The organism is Arthrobacter sp. QXT-31 (assembly GCF_001969265.1).
Lineage (GTDB): Bacteria > Actinomycetota > Actinomycetes > Actinomycetales > Micrococcaceae > Arthrobacter.
Genome location: NZ_CP019304.1, coordinates 3,594,730 through 3,611,503 on the forward strand (window position 1 = coordinate 3,594,730; position 16,774 = coordinate 3,611,503).

Below are 16,774 nucleotides of genomic sequence, written 5' to 3' on the forward strand. Positions count from 1 at the left end.
TTCCGGGGCGTGCAGTCGCGACTGGGTAAACTGGACCGGTGCTGCACGAATTCTGGGTCACCGCACCCACGTCCTACAAAATCCTGGTCTTCACCGCGATGGGTCTCATCGCCGTCGGGCTCATCCTCACGGTGGCGGGTAACGCCACCGGCAACCCGGGCCTCATGACCGCCGCGTTGCCCGTCATCGGACTGGGGCTGGTGCTGCACATCGTCGGTCTGGTGGTCCGCGGTCAAAGTGTCCGGAAGAACATCCGGAAATAACGACACGAATCCGGCCCCTACGCCGGCCCCGATAGGCTTGAACCCATGACTATCAATCCGGACCTGCAGGGGCGCAGCTACCCTGCCGCAGAGGTGTACGACGTCGGCCGCGAGAAAATCCGCGAGTTCGCCCGCGCCGTCAAGGCCACCCACCCCGCCCACTTCGATGTTGACGCCGCACAGGGCCTGGGCCATCCCGACCTGGTGGCACCGCCCACGTTTGCGATCATCATCGCCCAGCGCGCCGACGCCCAGCTGATCGAGGATCCGGAGGCCGGCATCGACTTCTCCCGCGTCGTCCACGCCGACCAGCGCTTCACCCACCACCGCCCCATCTTTGCGGGGGACCGGCTCGTGGCCGAACTGCACGTTGACGGCGTCCGCGCCATGGGCGGCGGCGCGATGATCACCACGCGCAGCGAGATTTTCGCCCTGACGGACGGGGACGGGCGCGAGCCGGTTTCCACCACCAAGTCATCCATCCTGGTCCGCGGAGAGGGACAGTAGCCATGAGCCCCACATTCGAAGAACTCAGTGTCGGCCAGGAGATCGGCAGCCGCAGCATCGAGGTGACCCGGCAGGACCTGGTCAAGTACGCAGGCGCCTCGGGCGACTTCAACCCCATTCACTGGAACGAGGCCTTCGCCACGGGCGTCGAGCTGCCCGGCGTCATCGCCCACGGCATGTTCACCATGGGGGCCGCCGTGCAGCTGGTCAGCGACTGGGCCGGTGACCCGGCCGCCGTCGTCGACTACCAGACCCGCTTCACCAAGCCGGTGCTGGTCACGGACACCACGGGAACCGGCGCCGCCGGCGCCGTCATCGACGTCAGCGGAGCTGTCGGAGCGCTGGATGCCGAATCGCGGACCGCGCGCGTGGACCTCTCCGTCGTGTTCGACGGCCAGAAGGTCCTCATGAAGGCCCAGGCCCTCGTCCGGCTGGCGTGACCCCGACTTAGGGAGAGTTGCTTACTTTCGCTAGGGTGGATGGGTGACCCCTCCAATGCTTTCCGAGCTGACCACCGCCGCCGTCGGCGGTCCCGCCGCCAACTACGTCGAGGCCCGCACCGAGGCCGAGATCATCGAGGCGGTGCGCGCCGCGGACGCGGCCGGGGAGCAGCTGCTGATCATCGGCGGGGGCTCCAACCTCCTGATTTCCGACGACGGGTTCCCCGGAACCGTCCTGAAGATCGCCTCGGAGGGGTTCACCGTCAACGCCGAGGACTCCTGCGGGGGCGTATCCGTATTGGTCCAGGCCGGGCACAACTGGGACGCGCTGGTGGAACACGCCGTGCTCCACGCCTGGTCCGGCATCGAGGCCCTGTCCGGGATCCCCGGTGCCACCGGAGCCACCCCCGTGCAGAACGTCGGCGCCTACGGCTCGGACGTCTCGCAGACCATCGCCGCGGTCCGCACGTGGGACCGGGAGCGCAGCGCCGTGAGGACCTTCACGAACTCCGAGCTGAAGTTCGGGTACCGGGATTCGATCCTCAAGCAGACCACCGTCAACGGCTCACCGCGCTACGTGGTGCTGACGGTCGAATTCCAGCTGCCGTTGGGCCGCATGAGCGCACCCATTCGGTACGCCGAGCTGGCGCGGGTCCTCGGTGTGGAGCAGGGGCAGCGCGCCTACTCGAACGACGTGCGCAGGGAGGTCCTGCGGCTGCGCGCGTCCAAGGGAATGGTGCTGGACCCCGCCGACCGCGACACCTACTCCACGGGCTCGTTCTTCACGAATCCGATCGTCGCTGAGGAAGTGGCGGCGGGTCTTCCGGAATCCGCGCCCAGGTACCCGGGCGGCTCCGACGGCCAGGTCAAACTGTCCGCGGCCTGGCTGATTGACCACGCCGGCTTCGGCAAGGGCTTCGGGCTGGAGGACGGGAGTGTCTCCGGCGGCCGGGCGTCGCTGTCCACGAAGCACACGCTGGCCATCACCAACCGCGGCTCTGCCCGTGCGGCCGATATGGTGGCGATCGCGCGCGAGGTGCGTGCCGGCGTCGTCGGGCGTTTCGGGATTGAGCTGCACCCCGAACCGCTGCTGATCGGACTCACGCTCTAGTACTGCTGTTTTTCCGGTTCTGCCCTGCTGCCGGGCGCCCTAGGATGGGCACATGGCGGCGGTGAAGACCCGGGTTTCAACCAAGGTGATGGGCCGGCTGAGGCTGGCGTCGCAGGGGCTGCTGGGATCCGGGTTCGACGGCCTGCCGGAGGCCGTCCGTGCGATGACCGCGATGCAGGCCCAGGACCTTCAGTCGGCGCTGTGGGCTGTAGGTGTCCGCGTTCCCGGTGCGGGCCTCAGCGACGTCCGCCGGGCCCTGGATGACGGGTCCGTCATCCGGTCGTGGCCGATGCGGGGCACACTGCACTTACTGGCTCCCGAGGACCTCCGCTGGATCCTGAACATCACCACTGCCCGGATGGTGCAGAGCACGGCCGGCCGGCACCGGCAACTGGAAATCATCGGCCGCGACGTGGAGGTGTGCCGGGAGGCAGCGCTTGGCCTGGTGGACGGTGGCCGGGCCGCCAGCCGCGAGGAGCTGTTTAGGGCCTTCGAGGCGGCCGGGCAGGCCACCAAGGCTCAGCGCGGGGTCCACCTGCTGTGGATGCTGTGCCAGAACGCCGTACTGGTGCCCGGTCCGCTGGACGGCAATCAGCAAAAGTTCGTTGGGTTTGACCACTGGATCACGTCCTCCCGTTACCTCGGCCGGGAAGAGGGCATCGCCGAGCTGCTCCTGAGGTACCTGCGCCGCCACGGACCCGCCACCCTGCGCGACTTCGCCTGGTGGTCCAGCATTCCGCTGACCGAGGTGCGGCGGGCCCTGCCTGCGGTCAGTGGCGGGCTGATGGAACTGGAGCATGAGGGAACCCAGTACTGGATGTCACCCGAGACCGCCTCCTTGCTGGACGCGGGCGTGCCGGGGCAGCGCACGCTTCTTGCGCTGCCGGGGTTCGACGAGTTCGTCCTCGGCTACACGGACCGCAGCATCGTGCTGCCGCCCGAGCACGCGCAAAAGATCGTCCCGGGCGGCAACGGGGTGTTCAAGAAAGCCATCGTGGCCGGCGGCGAGGTGATCGGCACCTGGGCGAGGCAGGGGAGTGGGCGGGCAACCGCCGTCGTGCCCGTTCCGTTCGACCCCACTAAGCCCTTCACCCCGACGGCGCTGGCAGGCTTCCGCCGCGCAGTGGAGCGGTACGAGGGCTTCCTCGCGTCCTGACCCCTGCACGGCCATCCCGACGCTTCCTCAGGTTTGGTCGCCTTTCCTGCGACCCTTCCTCATTCCTGCGGCCATGGGTGGAACACCAGAAGCAACCTTTTGCGGAAGGGTTGGCCCTGACCCGCCGGGAGGTGAGGAAGGGTTGCTCGCACCAGGGCGCAGACACAAAACCGGCCCCGCTCCGCATGAGCGGCCTGCCCTTGAAACAGAGGGCGGGCCTGCTGTGCGGGGCAGGGCCGGTTAGGGAAAGGCTGCTGGTTACAGCGTGCCGGTGGCGATGTTGAGCATGCGGCGCAGCGGCTCGGCGGCGCCCCACAGGAGCTGGTCGCCGACGGTGAAGGCGCTGATGTACTGCGGACCCATTTCAAGCTTGCGGATGCGTCCCACCGGAATGGTCAGGGTGCCCGACGCTGCGACGGGAGTCAGATCGGCCATCGAAGCTTCCTTGGTGTTGGGCACCACCTTGGCCCATTCGTTGTCCTCGTCGAGCAGCTTCTCGATCTCGGCGACGGAGAGGTCCTCGCGCAGCTTCAGGGTCAGCGCCTGCGAGTGGGAGCGCATGGCGCCAATCCGCACGCACAGGCCATCCATGATCACGTGGTTCTCATCCGAGGTGCCCAGGATCTTGTTGGTCTCCACGCCGGCCTTCCACTCTTCCTTGGACTGGCCGTTGCCGAGGTCGGCGTCGATCCAGGGGATGAGGGAGCCGGCCAGCGGCACGCCGAACTGGGTGGCGTCGACATCGGTGCGCTGGTGGGCCAGCACCTTGCGGTCGATGTCCAGAATGGCCGACGCCGGGTCGTTCAGTTCCGTGCTGACCTCGGCGTTGAGGGTACCGAACTGGCTGAGCAGCTCGCGCATGTGCCGGGCGCCGCCGCCGGAGGCAGCCTGGTAGGTCATGGACGTGCCCCACTCGACGAGGCCGTTCTTGAAGAGGCCGCCGAGACCCATGAGCATGCAGGAGACGGTGCAGTTGCCGCCGATGAAGTCCTTGACGCCGTTGGCGATGCCCTTGTCAATGACGTCGCGGTTGATCGGATCCAGGACGATGATGGAGTCATCGTTCATGCGGAGGGTGGAAGCGGCGTCGATCCAGAGGCCGTCCCAGCCCCGGCTGCGCAGCTCGCCATGGACCTGCTTGGTGTAGTCGCCGCCCTGGGCGGTGACAATAATCGGCAGCTTAGCCAATGTCTCGACGTCGAACGCGTCCTCAAGCTTGCCGGCCCCGTCAGCGAAGGAGGGAGCGGCACCTCCCGCATTGGAGGTGGAGAAAAAGACCGGGTTGATGTTGGCGAAGTCGCCCTCTTCCTGCATGCGCTGCATCAGGACGGAGCCGACCATGCCGCGCCATCCGACCAGGCCGACGGAGGGGGTAGCTGCTGTAGTCATCTAGCCAGTTTATCTTTGGATTTGGTGGGCTGCAGTCGGTTACGTCACTGCCGCGGAGGCAGCGCAGCCAAGGATCTTAGTCGACCGGCCGCGGGAGATTGCGGGCTTTGCGCAGTTTCTCCGCCTTGCGTTCCTTGAGATAGCTCGCCCAAGCGGCCAGGAAAGGAAAGAGGCAGGCCGGGAAAACCCACCACACTTCGCCGAGAATGTGCCACTGGTCGGTGAGCGCCGCCTGCACCACGCCATAAACAAGGCCTCCGAGGCAGGCGGTGAGGAGGATGGCGAGAAAGAGCAGCCCGCCCGAGCTGTTGACGGGCTTGACCAGGCTGCGGCGGCCGTCTTTGCGCACGCCATATTCGGCAGGCGTGTAGCCCACAATTTCGCCGTTCTCTGCCCGCCGGTGGATCAGCCGTCCGTCAGCAGGGCCAGCCGGTATGTAGGCCGGGTCCTGCGGAACGTCCCGACTACGCCTCGCCACGGGCATCCTCAATCGCGGCCAGCAGTCCGGCGTCGTCCAGTCCGGCGGATTCTGCCACCGCGTCCTTGTCGAAATCCGGAACGCCGGTGGTCCAGGAGGACCCCTCACGCCGGATCAGCAGGTGCTGCTCCGAAGCCAGGGTCTTGAAGACGAGGTACGCCGAGCCGCCCTGGTTCTGCTCGACATGCTGCCGCACCAGCCGCAGGGTCGCTTGCGCCGACGAGATGGATGGGTCCTGGGCGAAGGCGAACCACGTGCCCAGCAACCGTGGCTGCAGCATCAGGGAGACCCCGGGCGCTTCCAGCAGCGCAACGTTGTCCATGGCTTCGCCGGTCAGGAGCGAGATCTCAGTCCACCGCGTTGCCTTGCCCAAGGCAGTGGCGACGGCAGCCGCCACGCCCTTCACTCCCAGGTCGCCGTCGTCGTCAACAGCGGCCAGGTCCCGTGCCAGCAGTGACGATGCGCCGGCTGTGGACAGGGTGACGTCGTCGATCATCTCCTCGGCACGGAAGACGCTGACTGAACGGTCCCGGGCCGGGCCCTCGAAAACGTTGAGCAGGTAGGCGAACTCGCCCACGCCGAAGCCGATGACATCGACGCCGAGACGGGGCTCCTGCTGGGTTGGGTCCTGAACAGTCATGAGGGTCTCCTAATCGCCGAATCCAAAGAACTTGCCTACGGACTTGCCGGCGTCAACCAGCGTATCCTTCGTATCACTGACGAACTTGCCTGGGTCCTTTACGGCGTTGACGACGCCTTCACCGATGTTCTTCCCGACGCTGCTGATGGTGTCCCAGTTCTCGTACACAGCTATGCCGACGCTGGCGACCTGGCACACAGTCCCGGCCGGCGGCGGCAGGAAACAGCCCACGCCGAGGGCCGTCTTGCCGACGCCTGCCAGACCGCCCTTGATGTCGCCGTCGGCAAAGCTTTTGACGGAGTCGTAGGCGCTGAAGCCCACGCCGGCCCAGCCAAGGCCGCGGGCAAGGCCTGACTTGCCCAGCCACTCAAGCTTGGTCCCGGCGCCAAGCCAGGGCTTCTCCTCCAGGACGGGGCCGAACCTGGACAGCACGCCGATGTGCTGGTTCAGGTTCTTCAGGGACGCAATGTCGGAAGCCTTGTCGATCAGCCCGAGCCCGCGGTTGGCCGCGGCGGACCCCTTCAGCAGGTCGTCCAGGGCAGGGTTCCCGAGCAGCCGGTGTGCAGCAAACCCGGGTCCGCCAACGCGGTGGCTTCCCTGCAAAAACGACTTGATGAAATCGGCCCGCTGGTTCTTAAGCACCCAGCCGTACTGCCCGAGGTGCTTGGCCAGGGTGAGGGGGGCCTTGATGAACTTTTGCAGGGTCAGGCCCGCCCGGAGCGCGCCAATTCCGCCGAGCAGCACACCGCCAAGCACTCCGGGCAGCGAAGTGCCGGGTTCTCCGAGGCTGACGGGACCGCCACCGGAGCCCGGCGCCGCGTCGCTGGCCTTCTCCTGTTCATTGGCGTTGTCCAGCAGCTTGCGGGATTCGTCCTTGAGCGCACGGGCTGTCTGCTGGAGGATTGCCCGGTGGCTGCCGTTCCAGTCCGAACGGAACTGCGCGGCGTCGTTGCCCTTCCAGGACGGGTTGTTGTTGATCTGGTTGGTCAGCTGTGCCGACGTGCTGAGAAGGTTGTCGGAGACCTTTCCGAACTGCTGCGCGAGTGTGCGAAGCTGCGCGACGTCGGCGCCCCACAGATTACCTGTCACTGCGGCATCATCCCCCAAATCCTGGCCGCCCCACATGGAGACGGTTGCTGCTAAGTCCGGCCATCACTCTAGTCGGGGCCCAGGGCCGCCGCGATGGGCACCACTACCCATCAGAGCCGCTACTGGCCGTCGGGCTCCTCCAGCAGCGCATTCTTGCGGGCGCGGAGGGCAAAGAAGGCACCGAAAGCGAACACCTGCGTCACCACCACCAGCACGATAATGCCGGGAATCTTGTTGCCGCCCAGGATCATGGTCAGGCCCACAATGGCAGACAGCAGTGCAAGCAGCGGCAGCAGCATGTAGCCGAGCACAAAGAGGGTTTCAGGTTTACGCAACATCTTCTAACCTTCCGAGCGGTTCCACGTGGCGAACCGGTAGCGCGTGCCGTTGGCTGCCGTCAGCCAGCCTTGGGCGGGCACGGAAGTCCCCGCCACCCAACCGTCGCCGAGCTCCGGGGCGTATGTGTCGCCGTCGGCGTCCATGTCGATGGTGGTGACGACGGCGACGTTGGCCAGGTCCGCGGCCTCCTTGAAAATTTCCCCGCCTCCCACGATCCAGACAGACTCAAAGCCGGGGGCGAACTGGGATTCCAGCAGAGCATCGTCCAGGGATTTGACGACGACGGCGCCCTCCGCCTCGGGCGTGCTGCCCCAGTTTTCCTGCCGGGTAATGACGATGTTGGTCCGGTTGGGCAGCGGCCGGTACTTCTCGGGGAACGATAGCCAGGTCTTGCGCCCCATGATGACGGGATGGCCGGTGGTGACCCTGGTGAAGTGCTTCATGTCCTCCGGCAGGTTCCAGGGCATGTCGCCGTCCTTGCCGATCACGCCCGAGGTGGTCTGGGCCCAGACCAGCCCGATCCCCGTCACGTTCGCGGCGATGTCCTCGCTGAAAGCCTGCCCGTCCATAATGCCCTCCGTGCTCATACGGCGATCGGTGCCTTGATCGTGGGGTGGTGCCGGTAGCCCACCACTTCGAAGTCGTCCAGGGTGTAGTCGAAGATCGATTCCGGCTTGCGCGTGATCTTCAGCTGCGGGTACTCGTACGGTTCCCGTTCCAGCTGCTTCAGAACCTGGTCCATGTGGTTGTCGTAGATGTGCACGTCGCCGCCGGTCCAGATGAATTCGCCGGGTTCGAGGCCGGTCTGCTGCGCCAGCATGCACGTCAGCAGCGCGTAGGAAGCGATGTTGAAGGGCACGCCCAGGAACATGTCAGCGGAGCGCTGGTACAGCTGGCAGGAGAGCTTGCCGTCCGCGACGTAGAACTGGAAGAACGCGTGGCAGGGCGGCAGTGCCATGTCCTTGAGCTCACTGACGTTCCAGGCCGAGACGATGTGCCGCCGTGAATCCGGGTTTTTCTTCAGGCTCTCCACAAGCTCGGCGATCTGGTCAATGTGGCCGCCGTCCGGGGTGGGCCAGCTCCGCCACTGGACGCCGTAGACCGGACCGAGTTCACCCTCGGCGTCGGCCCATTCGTTCCAGATGGTCACGCCCTGGTCCTGCATCCACTTCACGTTGGAGTCGCCGCGGAGGAACCAGAGCAGCTCGACGGCAACGGACTTGAAGTGCACCCGCTTGGTGGTGATCAGCGGGAAGCTCTCGCCCAGATCAAAGCGGATTTGGCGGCCGAAAACACTGCTGGTTCCGGTGCCGGTGCGGTCCGATTTGTGCGTGCCGTGGGCCATGACGTCGCGCAGAAGGTCTTCATAGGGCGTTGGGATGCTCACCCGTCCAGTCTATTCGAAGTGCGAGTGTCGCCCCGGGACCCCCGAATCCTCAGTCGTCAAAAGGTTTGAACTGCTCCACGGACACGATCCGGCTCTTGCTGCCGTGCGCCACGTGGCAGACGATCATTTCGCCCGGGGCCAGGTACGGGTCAGCCACCGGCAGCAGCCCCTTGAGCCGCGGGGTCATGTAGCCGGCAAGCCGGCCGAGCACGGTGGGTAGGGTTGGCCGGTGGGTGCACAGCACTACCGCGCGCTGCTTGTCGAACAAGGCATCGACGGCGGCCGCCGCCTTCTTGGGGTTGCGGGCATGCCGGTGCTCCGTCAGCGCATCCACCAATTTCACTTTGGCGTCAGAGGACTTGGCGTAGGGGGCGATGGTGGCCACACAGCGCAGCCAGGGGCTGGTAACCACGCGCAGCGGCTTCCAGGCCTTCAGCAGCCTGTGCACAGCCTGTGCCTGGCGGACCCCGGTAGCAGCCAGGGGCCTCTCGCCTTCGGCCTTGGTCCAGGAGGAGCGCGGCTTGGCCTTGGCATGGCGCACGATCACGAGCGGCCAGGTCTGCAGTTCCTTCCGGGCGTGCGCCGCCGCGAGGTACTCCAGCGGCACACGGTCCGTGGGGTTGGACAGCAGCGAGGCGGCACGTTCCGGTGTGCACCACATGACACTGTCCACTTCCTTGCCGTCCGGGCGCAGGGAATTGCCCGTGACCTCAACAGCCCAGTAATGCACAACCTTCAGTCCAGCGGTGACGTGGTAGTGGATGGGCGGGAGCGGGATGCCCAGCGGAGCCACGAGGCCGATCTCCTCCTCCACCTCACGGACGGCGCACTCCGGCACCGTCTCTCCGGGGTCAAGCTTGCCTTTTGGCCATGACCAGTCGTCGTAGCGCGGGCGGTGGATCAGAAGGACCTCCAGCTGGTCCTTCTTAACGCGCCAAGGCAGGGCGCCGGCCGCCGTGACGGCGACCGGCTCGCCCGGATGGTCGGTCTGGTCCGCTATGGGTGAGTCGCTGCTCTTCAAAGGCCGGGTTCCTACCGCCGGGCGACGGCGCGCTGCCGGGAGCGTGATGCCAGGAGCCAGGACTGGACATCGTCAAGCTTGCTGCCGTCGTCGCCGATGTGGTGCCGGGTCCACTCGCCGTCGCTGTCCAGATGCCAACTGGACGTATCGGGGTCAATATAGCGGCGCATCAGGTCCAGGACGTAGGCGGTGTTTTCGTCGCCGGACAGCTGCACGAGGGCTTCCACCCGGCGGTCCAGGTTGCGGTGCATCATGTCGGCCGAACCGATGTAGACGACGGGGTCGCCGCCGTTGCCGAAGGCGAAAACCCGCGAGTGCTCGAGGAAGCGGCCGAGGACGGAACGGACTGTGATGTTCTCGCTCAGCCCGGGGATGCCGGGGCGCAGCGAGCAGATGCCGCGGACAATGACGTCGACCTTTACGCCCGCCTGCGAAGCGCGGTACAGGGAATCGATGATGGCCTCATCCACCATGGAATTAACCTTGATCTGCACACGGGCGGGAATGCCTGCGCGCGCGTTACGGATTTCGCCCTCGATCCTTTCGATCAGGCCGGAGCGCACGGACCGGGGTGCCACCAGGAGCCGCTTGAAGGTTGACTTGGGGGCGTACCCGGACAGCTGGTTGAACAGCTTGGACAGGTCCTCTCCCACCTGGTTGTTCGCGGTCAGGAGCCCGAGGTCCTCGTAGTAGCGGGCGGTCCGCGGGTGGTAGTTGCCCGTACCGATGTGGCAGTAGCGGCGCAGCCCGTCCACCTCCTGGCGGACCACGAGGGAGAGCTTGCAGTGGGTCTTCAGGCCCACGATGCCGTAGACCACGTGGACGCCTGCCTGCTCCAGCTTGCGGGCCCAGGAGATGTTGGCCTGCTCGTCGAAGCGGGCCTTGATCTCCACGAGGGCCAGAACCTGCTTGCCTGCCTCGGCGGCGTCGATGAGGGCGTCGACGATGGGGGAGTCGCCCGAGGTCCGGTACAGGGTCTGCTTGATGGCCTGCACCTTGGGGTCCGCCGCCGCCTGTTCCAGGAACGCCTGGACGGAGGTGGAGAACGAATCGTAGGGGTGGTGCAGCAGGATGTCCCGGCGGCGCATCGCGGCGAAGACGTTCGCGGCCTTGGACGTCTCGGACTCGTTCAGGTACCGCGAGGTGTGGGGCACATGCTTGGGGTAGTGCAGGTCCGCGCGGTCGATGTTGCCGATCACGGACAAACCGCGCAGGTCCAGCGGCGCCGGAACAGAGTAGACCTCCGACTCTTCCACGCCGAGCTCGCGGATCAGCAGCGCACGGATGTTCGGGTTGATGTCGTTGGTGACCTCCAGCCGGACGGGCGGGCCGAACCGGCGGCGCAGCAGTTCCTTCTCGAGCGCCTGCAGGAGGTTTTCGGCGTCGTCCTCTTCCACCTCCACGTCCTCGTTGCGGGTCACACGGAACGTGTGGTGTTCCAGGACCTCCATGCCGGGGAAGAGCTGGTCCAGGTGGACGGCGATGACTTCCTCGAGGGCGATAAACCGCGCCACGCGGCCGGGCACCGAGCCCGCCCTGGGGCCGTCGATGGAAATCAGGCGGGGCAGCTGGTCCGGCACCTTGACGCGGGCAAAGAGCTCCTTGTCGCTGACCGGGTTCCGGACCACCACAGCCAGGTTCAGCGAAAGGCCCGAGATGTACGGGAACGGGTGGGCGGGGTCCACGGCGAGCGGGGTGAGGATGGGGAAAACCTTCTCCGCGAACATGGCGCTGAGCCGGTGCTTGGCCTCGTCGTCGAGCTCGTCCCAGTGCATGAGGTGGATGTGCTCATAGGCGAGCGCAGGCTGGATCTGGTCCGCGTAGACCTGGGCGTGGCGCTGCTGCAGGCGGTGGGCTGCCTCGCCGATCTGCTCCAGGACCTGGACGGGGCTCAGTCCGGCGGGGGAGGGGACTGCGAGACCCGTGGCGATGCGGCGCTTCAGGCCGGCCACGCGGACCATGAAGAATTCGTCGAGGTTGGAGGCGAAGATCGAGAGGAAGTTGACGCGTTCCAGCAGGTACAGGTCGGGGTCTTCGGCAAGTTCGAGGACCCGGGCGTTGAACGCGAGCCAGCTCAGCTCGCGGTCCAGGAACCGGTCCGGGCTGATCTCCCCCTCGGGTTCCAGGATGGCCGCGAATTCGGGGATGTCGATCCGGTCCTGCGTTGCGCGGGACGCCGGCACTTCGGAGGAGCCGAACCGGGCGCGCACGGGGGCCGCCTTGATTTCGGTGGTGGCTGTTCCGGCGGATTCCGGTTGCATGCGCTCTCCTTGGGTACTGGCGGGTTTATTTTCAACCTTACAAGCATTCACCGGTCCGGGACCCGAAGATTTCAACGCCTCCGGCACCCGTGCCGGAGGCGGTGATCAGCGTCCCTCCAGCGGCCCGTACATGACGTCCATATCCCAGCGCGTGAAGCCCAGCCGCCGGTACAGCGAGACGGCCGGAGTGTTGTCGGCGTCCGTGTACAGCATCACGGCGTGCAGCCCCTGCTGCTGGAGGTGACGGATGCCGGCCACGGTCAGCGCCTTGCCCAGGCCCATGCCCTGGGCGGCGGGCGTGACACCCACGACGTACACCTCGCCGATGGCAGGGTGGCTCCCGTGCTGCGGATGCACCTTGGTCCAGTGGTAGCCAAGCAGGCGCCCGTCGCGGTCCTCGGCCAGCAGGAATCCGGCGGGGTCGAACCAGGGTTCATCCATCCGGGCCTGCAGGTCAGCCCTGGTCAGGGAGCCCTGCTCCGGGTGGTGCGCGAAAGCCTCGCGGTTCGCTGCGAGCCAGGCGTCTTCATCCTTGCCCGGCACGAAGGCGCGGATCGAGACCCCCTCCGGAAGACCGACGTCGGGCAGGTCAGCGGCGGCGGTGGTGAGCCGCATCTTCCACAGCTCCCGAACCGGGCCGAAGCCGTACCGGGCTGCGAGGTCCGCGGCGGCTTCATGGTTGCCGTGCGACCACGCCTTGAGCCCGGCCAAGCCGCGGGAGGACTGCAGCGTGCCCACCAGCCTGTCCGCCACTCCCTGGTTCCGGTAGCTGGGGTGCACGGCGATTTCCACCACGCCCGTCCCGTCCGGTTCCTCGACGACCACTGCGAACCCGGCCAGATCTTGCGCCGTGGCGGGGTCGGACTGCTCGTCGGGCGCGTAAAGGGCCAGGGTCAGCAACGTGTGCGGGCCCGTGTCCGCGGCGCGCATGGTGACAAGGGTCTGTTCCGAGACGGGAGGATTGCCGTCCGATTCCTCGGCGGCGGACAGCAGAGTGCGGATATCCCGCAGCAGGTCTTCATCCACTCCGCCCTTGACGACAAGGACAGGCCATTTCTCCGGGTGCGCAGGACTCATGGTGTAAGGCTATACGGAGGCTGCCGGGCACACCCGATTTGGAACACGCCGTGGCGGCCCGTATAGTCGTTACCTCAGCCGGCATTCATGGCGGTTGCGAGGGGGATCCACCAGTGGGGTGGCCTCGATACGTTCGACCCGTATGTCCTCCACTTGTAGTTATGAATACAGAATGGCCCGGCTCTGATGAGCCGGGCCATTCTGTACTTTATGGCTGGTTTTGTAGCTACGGCCGGTTCTGCCGGGAGGCTTACGCCTCGGTGAGTTCGTCCTCCTGCTGGCGCATGAGCGTGAGCCGGTAGCCCACGTTGCGCACCGTGCTGATGAGGTTCTCGTGGTCGGCGCCCAGCTTGGCGCGAAGCCGCCGGACGTGAACGTCCACGGTCCGGGTGCCGCCATAGTAGTCGTAGCCCCAGACCTCGGTCAGAAGCTGCTGCCGGGTGAAGACCCGGCCGGGGTGCTGTGCCAGGTACTTCAGGAGTTCGAATTCCTTGAAGGTCAGGTTCAGCGCCGCGCCGTTGACGCGTGCTGTGTAGCTTGCCTCGTCAATAATGACGCCGGCCGCCCGGATTTCGGAGGGGGCCTCCTCCTGCTCGGGTACAGCTCGCGCCACGGAGAGCCGGATGCGTGCCTCAACTTCGGCGGGGCCGGCCGAGTCGAGCACGATGTCATCGACGGACCAGGCGGAGGAAACCGCCGCCATGCCGCCTTCGGTGAGGATCAGCACCAGTGGGGCGCTGAGGCCGGTGGCCTTCAGGAGCTGGGTGAGGGAGCGGGCGCCCACGAGGTCCTTGCGTGCGTCCAGGAGGACGATGTCGCACGGGTCTGTTTCGAGCAGCGCGGTGGGCTCTGCCGGGAGGATGTGCACCCGGTGGTTCAGGAGCTCCAGGGCAGGCAGGATGTCCACCGATGATCCGGTGCTGTTGGTCAGTAACAGGATGTGCGACATTATTCCTCCAAGGGGCTGTCTGCGCATCGTCGGGCGACTGAGCTGATGTTTGAGTATACCCAACGGCCTCCGGACTGACAGCGGCTGGCCGCACCCGCGTGCCTTGTTTACGACATATGGCAGTCACATAGGGCAGGATTGAAACCGTCAGGGGGCCGAGCCCTGCCCGTCAACGGCACAGCCAGGATGAGGTCGCAGCGATTTGAGTGCAGAGTCCGAGATGAGTACCCCAAGGCCTGGCCCCGGGGTGGGCGCTCCTGCGGTTGCGGGCCGGACGCTCCAGTCGTGGAGCATTGGAGTCGTTGGCCTGGCGGGCCTTGCGACGCTGGTGGCCAGCGTCTTCCGGACTCCGGATGTCCTCCTTGCGGTGGCCGTGCTTTTTGCCCTGGGCATCGGCATCGGCTGGCCCCACTATCTGGGAATTCCGGCCAAGAAAACCCTCGCCGCGGTAATCGGACTGACAGGGGCCGGTTCTGCCGTTGCCGCCACCTTCACCGCCGCTCCCGGATACCTCAACTGGACGCCCGGCTTCATCGCCATGGGCGTCACCGCCGTGTTCCTCGTCCAGGTGGTCCGCGGGACCGGCCAGGCGCAACGGCTGGAATCCACGCTCGGCTGCTGTGTGGGCGTCCTCCTGTCCTGCCTGGGCTCGGGGTGGATCGCCGGGGCCAGGTTCAACGGTGTCAAGGAGATGGTGCTGGTGGCAGGCATCAGCGCCGCCGTGCCGCTGCTCGCCGGCCTCATCCGCTGGCCCGACCGGATTATTGCGCCCCTCGGCATCACCCTCGCCGGGCTGGCCGGGCCGCTCGCCGGCCTGGTTTTCTCCGACATCGCCGTTTTGCCCGCCGCCATATTCGGTGTGGTGGTGGGGGCGGTCCTGGTCAGCTTCCGCCGGCTGGTGACGCTCCGGGGCGCTCCATTGAATTTTCCCGCCGCTCTTGGCATAGGCCTGGCGCCGGTCGCAGCGGTCGGTTCGTTGGCCTACTTCATAGACAAACTACTCATCTCCTGACGGGTTAGGATGGCACCATGTCCGTAATTGCATTTGAAATCTTCTTCCTTGTTCTGCTCGGCATCGCCAGCCTGTCCATGGCCTGGTTCGCCGGTTTCGTTGTCTACCGGCTGTTCAAGGGACAGAAGTAGACCCCTGCTTAGCGGTTTCGAGAGGTAGCGGCTGTGCCTATTGAAATTCCTACAGACCTGACCCCCGAACTGGTTCCCCTCTCCTGGCTCATTGGCGAGTGGGAGGGCCGCGGCCGGCTCGGGGCCGGTGACGAAGGTTCAGAGCACTTCCTGCAGCATGTCTCCTTCACCCATAACGGTCTGCCGTACCTGCAGTACCGTGCGGAGAGCTGGCTGACCGACGAGGACGGTACCAAGCTCCGGCCACTCACTGTGGAGACCGGATTTTGGGCCCTCGAGCGCAAGCAGCTGGAGGCCGACAGCGGCCCCGGCCTGGTGCCCGGGGATATCGTGCCTGTGTTGAAAAGCGCCGACGAGGTCGAGGCGCTCCGCAACAAGGACGGCGGCTTCGACATCTCCGTGTCGATCAGCCATCCCGGCGGCATCTCGGAGCTCTACTACGGGCAGATCAAGGGCCCGCAGATCCAGCTCAGCACCGACATGGTGATGCGTGGCAGCCACTCCAAGGAATACAGTGCGGCCACCCGGATCTTCGGGCTGGTCGAGGGCAACCTGCTCTGGCGGTGGGACGTTGCCACCGGCAGGCCGCCGGCAGCCGGCACGGCCGCCGAGCCGGGCAACGGCCTCGAAGCCCACGCCTCGGCGTTCCTCCAAAAGGTCTCCTGACCGCGGCCTGCCCGCAGTTCCGCACCCCGCTGTTCGGAAACTCTATTCTGCGGCCCTGTTCGTTGGAGCTCCCTTCGGCTACGTTGGCCTCAGGTCTCCCCGCCTGAGTCCGCAGCAACCCGATGGAGCGTCCGATGGATGAATCCCAGCCCCCGGCTGACTACAGCGACCTCAAAGCCGTGTACTTCAACGGCACGCTCAAGCCTTCGCCGGAGAAGAGCAACACCGAGGGCCTGATCAGGGTAAGCCGGCTGATCATGGAGAAGCAGGGCGTGGCCACGCGGGTCATCCGGACCGTCGACCACGACATTGCCAGCGGCGTGTACCCGGACATGCGCGAGCACGGCTGGGCCACCGATGAATGGCCCGAGCTTTACCCTGCCGTCCAGGAGGCCGACATCGTGGTGGTGGCCGGCCCCATCTGGCTCGGGGACAACTCCTCGCAGACCAAGAAGCTCATCGAGCGGCTTTACGCCCATTCGGGCCAGCTCAACGGCAAGGGCCAGTGGGCTTTTTACCCCAAGGTGGGCGGCTGCCTGATCACCGGCAACGAGGACGGCATCAAGCACTGCTCCATGAACGTGCTCTACAGCCTGCAGCACATCGGGTTCACCATTCCGCCGCAGGCCGACGCCGGCTGGATCGGCCCCGTCGGGCCCGGACCCAGCTACCTGGACGAGGGCTCGGGCGGTCCGGAGAGCGACTTTACGAACCGGAACACCACCTTCATGACGTGGAACCTCCTGCACCTGGCCCGGACCCTCAAGGACGCCGGCGGAATTCCCGCCTACGGCAACCTTCCGGAAGAATGGAAGGCCGGAACCAAGTTTGGTTTCGAAAACCCGGAATACCGCTAGG

Annotated in this window: 19 protein-coding genes; 8 read left to right on the forward strand and 11 right to left on the reverse strand. The window is 66.2% G+C overall.

All coding sequences use genetic code 11. From position 1 onward, the window contains the following. The first annotated feature begins 38 nt into the window (after positions 1-38). The 5 genes from BWQ92_RS16265 to BWQ92_RS16285 are packed head-to-tail and all read left to right on the forward strand — an operon-like array spanning position 39 to position 3,477. A complete protein-coding gene (locus tag BWQ92_RS16265) occupies positions 39-263 on the forward strand; it encodes a DUF3188 domain-containing protein (RefSeq protein ID WP_076801136.1) in 225 nt (74 codons plus the stop codon). A gap of 45 nt (positions 264-308) precedes the next feature. Beyond that, positions 309-770: an FAS1-like dehydratase domain-containing protein gene (locus BWQ92_RS16270; RefSeq protein ID WP_003803911.1), complete on the forward strand. Its 462-nt coding sequence runs from the start codon at positions 309-311 to the stop codon at positions 768-770. A 2-nt stretch (positions 771-772) separates the two neighbouring features. After that, positions 773-1,210, forward strand: coding sequence for a MaoC family dehydratase (locus tag BWQ92_RS16275; RefSeq protein ID WP_076801138.1), 438 nt, complete (start codon positions 773-775; stop codon positions 1,208-1,210). A 43-nt stretch (positions 1,211-1,253) separates the two neighbouring features. Next, positions 1,254-2,321 (forward strand): UDP-N-acetylmuramate dehydrogenase, encoded by a 1,068-nt coding sequence (locus BWQ92_RS16280; RefSeq protein WP_076801140.1) that lies wholly within the window; start codon positions 1,254-1,256, stop codon positions 2,319-2,321. A 52-nt stretch (positions 2,322-2,373) separates the two neighbouring features. Then, complete coding sequence (locus BWQ92_RS16285) at positions 2,374-3,477, forward strand: winged helix DNA-binding domain-containing protein (protein WP_076801142.1); 1,104 nt, start codon at positions 2,374-2,376, stop codon at positions 3,475-3,477. A 258-nt stretch (positions 3,478-3,735) separates the two neighbouring features. Here BWQ92_RS16285 and asd read toward each other — a convergent pair whose 3' ends face one another. The 11 genes from asd to BWQ92_RS16340 form a co-directional block, all read right to left on the reverse strand. After that, positions 3,736-4,866 carry an aspartate-semialdehyde dehydrogenase gene (asd, locus tag BWQ92_RS16290; RefSeq protein WP_076801144.1) on the reverse strand — a complete coding sequence of 377 codons (1,131 nt, stop codon included), beginning with the start codon at positions 4,864-4,866 and terminating at the stop codon, positions 3,736-3,738. A gap of 76 nt (positions 4,867-4,942) precedes the next feature. Next, positions 4,943-5,344, reverse strand: coding sequence for a hypothetical protein (locus tag BWQ92_RS16295; RefSeq protein WP_157365181.1), 402 nt, complete (start codon positions 5,342-5,344; stop codon positions 4,943-4,945). Continuing rightward, positions 5,331-5,984 (reverse strand): hypothetical protein, encoded by a 654-nt coding sequence (locus BWQ92_RS16300; RefSeq protein WP_076801148.1) that lies wholly within the window; start codon positions 5,982-5,984, stop codon positions 5,331-5,333. The genes BWQ92_RS16295 and BWQ92_RS16300 overlap by 14 nt, the downstream gene beginning before the upstream one ends. Before the next feature lie 9 nt (positions 5,985-5,993). After that, the gene (locus BWQ92_RS16305) at positions 5,994-7,073 is read right to left on the reverse strand and encodes a WXG100 family type VII secretion target (protein WP_087873982.1); all 1,080 of its coding nucleotides are present in this window, start codon (positions 7,071-7,073) and stop codon (positions 5,994-5,996) included. Positions 7,074-7,192: 119 nt separating this feature from the next. Continuing rightward, positions 7,193-7,411, reverse strand: a complete 219-nt coding sequence (locus BWQ92_RS16310) for an NF038396 family protein (protein ID WP_076801153.1) — start codon at positions 7,409-7,411, stop codon at positions 7,193-7,195. Between the two features lie 3 nt (positions 7,412-7,414). After that, positions 7,415-7,999, reverse strand: a complete 585-nt coding sequence (locus tag BWQ92_RS16315) for a dihydrofolate reductase (protein WP_076801155.1) — start codon at positions 7,997-7,999, stop codon at positions 7,415-7,417. Next, positions 7,996-8,799 (reverse strand): thymidylate synthase, encoded by an 804-nt coding sequence (locus BWQ92_RS16320; protein WP_076801157.1) that lies wholly within the window; start codon positions 8,797-8,799, stop codon positions 7,996-7,998. The genes BWQ92_RS16315 and BWQ92_RS16320 overlap by 4 nt, the downstream gene beginning before the upstream one ends. A gap of 49 nt (positions 8,800-8,848) precedes the next feature. After that, on the reverse strand, positions 8,849-9,820 hold the full coding sequence (locus tag BWQ92_RS16325) for an NUDIX hydrolase (protein ID WP_076801159.1): 972 nt from the start codon (positions 9,818-9,820) through the stop codon (positions 8,849-8,851). A gap of 11 nt (positions 9,821-9,831) precedes the next feature. Next, positions 9,832-12,081: an RNA degradosome polyphosphate kinase gene (locus BWQ92_RS16330; RefSeq protein WP_076801161.1), complete on the reverse strand. Its 2,250-nt coding sequence runs from the start codon at positions 12,079-12,081 to the stop codon at positions 9,832-9,834. Between the two features lie 105 nt (positions 12,082-12,186). After that, positions 12,187-13,158, reverse strand: a complete 972-nt coding sequence (mshD, locus tag BWQ92_RS16335) for a mycothiol synthase (protein ID WP_076801163.1) — start codon at positions 13,156-13,158, stop codon at positions 12,187-12,189. Positions 13,159-13,408: 250 nt separating this feature from the next. Further along, the gene (locus tag BWQ92_RS16340) at positions 13,409-14,107 is read right to left on the reverse strand and encodes a winged helix-turn-helix transcriptional regulator (RefSeq protein WP_076801165.1); all 699 of its coding nucleotides are present in this window, start codon (positions 14,105-14,107) and stop codon (positions 13,409-13,411) included. Between the two features lie 220 nt (positions 14,108-14,327). On the opposite strand from BWQ92_RS16340, the gene BWQ92_RS16345 reads away from it, so the two are divergent. From BWQ92_RS16345 to BWQ92_RS16355, 3 genes are all read left to right on the forward strand, one after another. Further along, entirely contained in the window at positions 14,328-15,119 is a 792-nt protein-coding gene (locus tag BWQ92_RS16345) for a permease (protein WP_076801167.1), read from the forward strand. Positions 15,120-15,283: 164 nt separating this feature from the next. Then, a complete protein-coding gene (locus BWQ92_RS16350) occupies positions 15,284-15,916 on the forward strand; it encodes an FABP family protein (protein ID WP_076801169.1) in 633 nt (210 codons plus the stop codon). A 134-nt stretch (positions 15,917-16,050) separates the two neighbouring features. Further along, a complete protein-coding gene (locus BWQ92_RS16355; protein WP_437177226.1) occupies positions 16,051-16,773 on the forward strand; it encodes a flavodoxin family protein in 723 nt (240 codons plus the stop codon). Position 16,774: the final 1 nt, after the last annotated feature.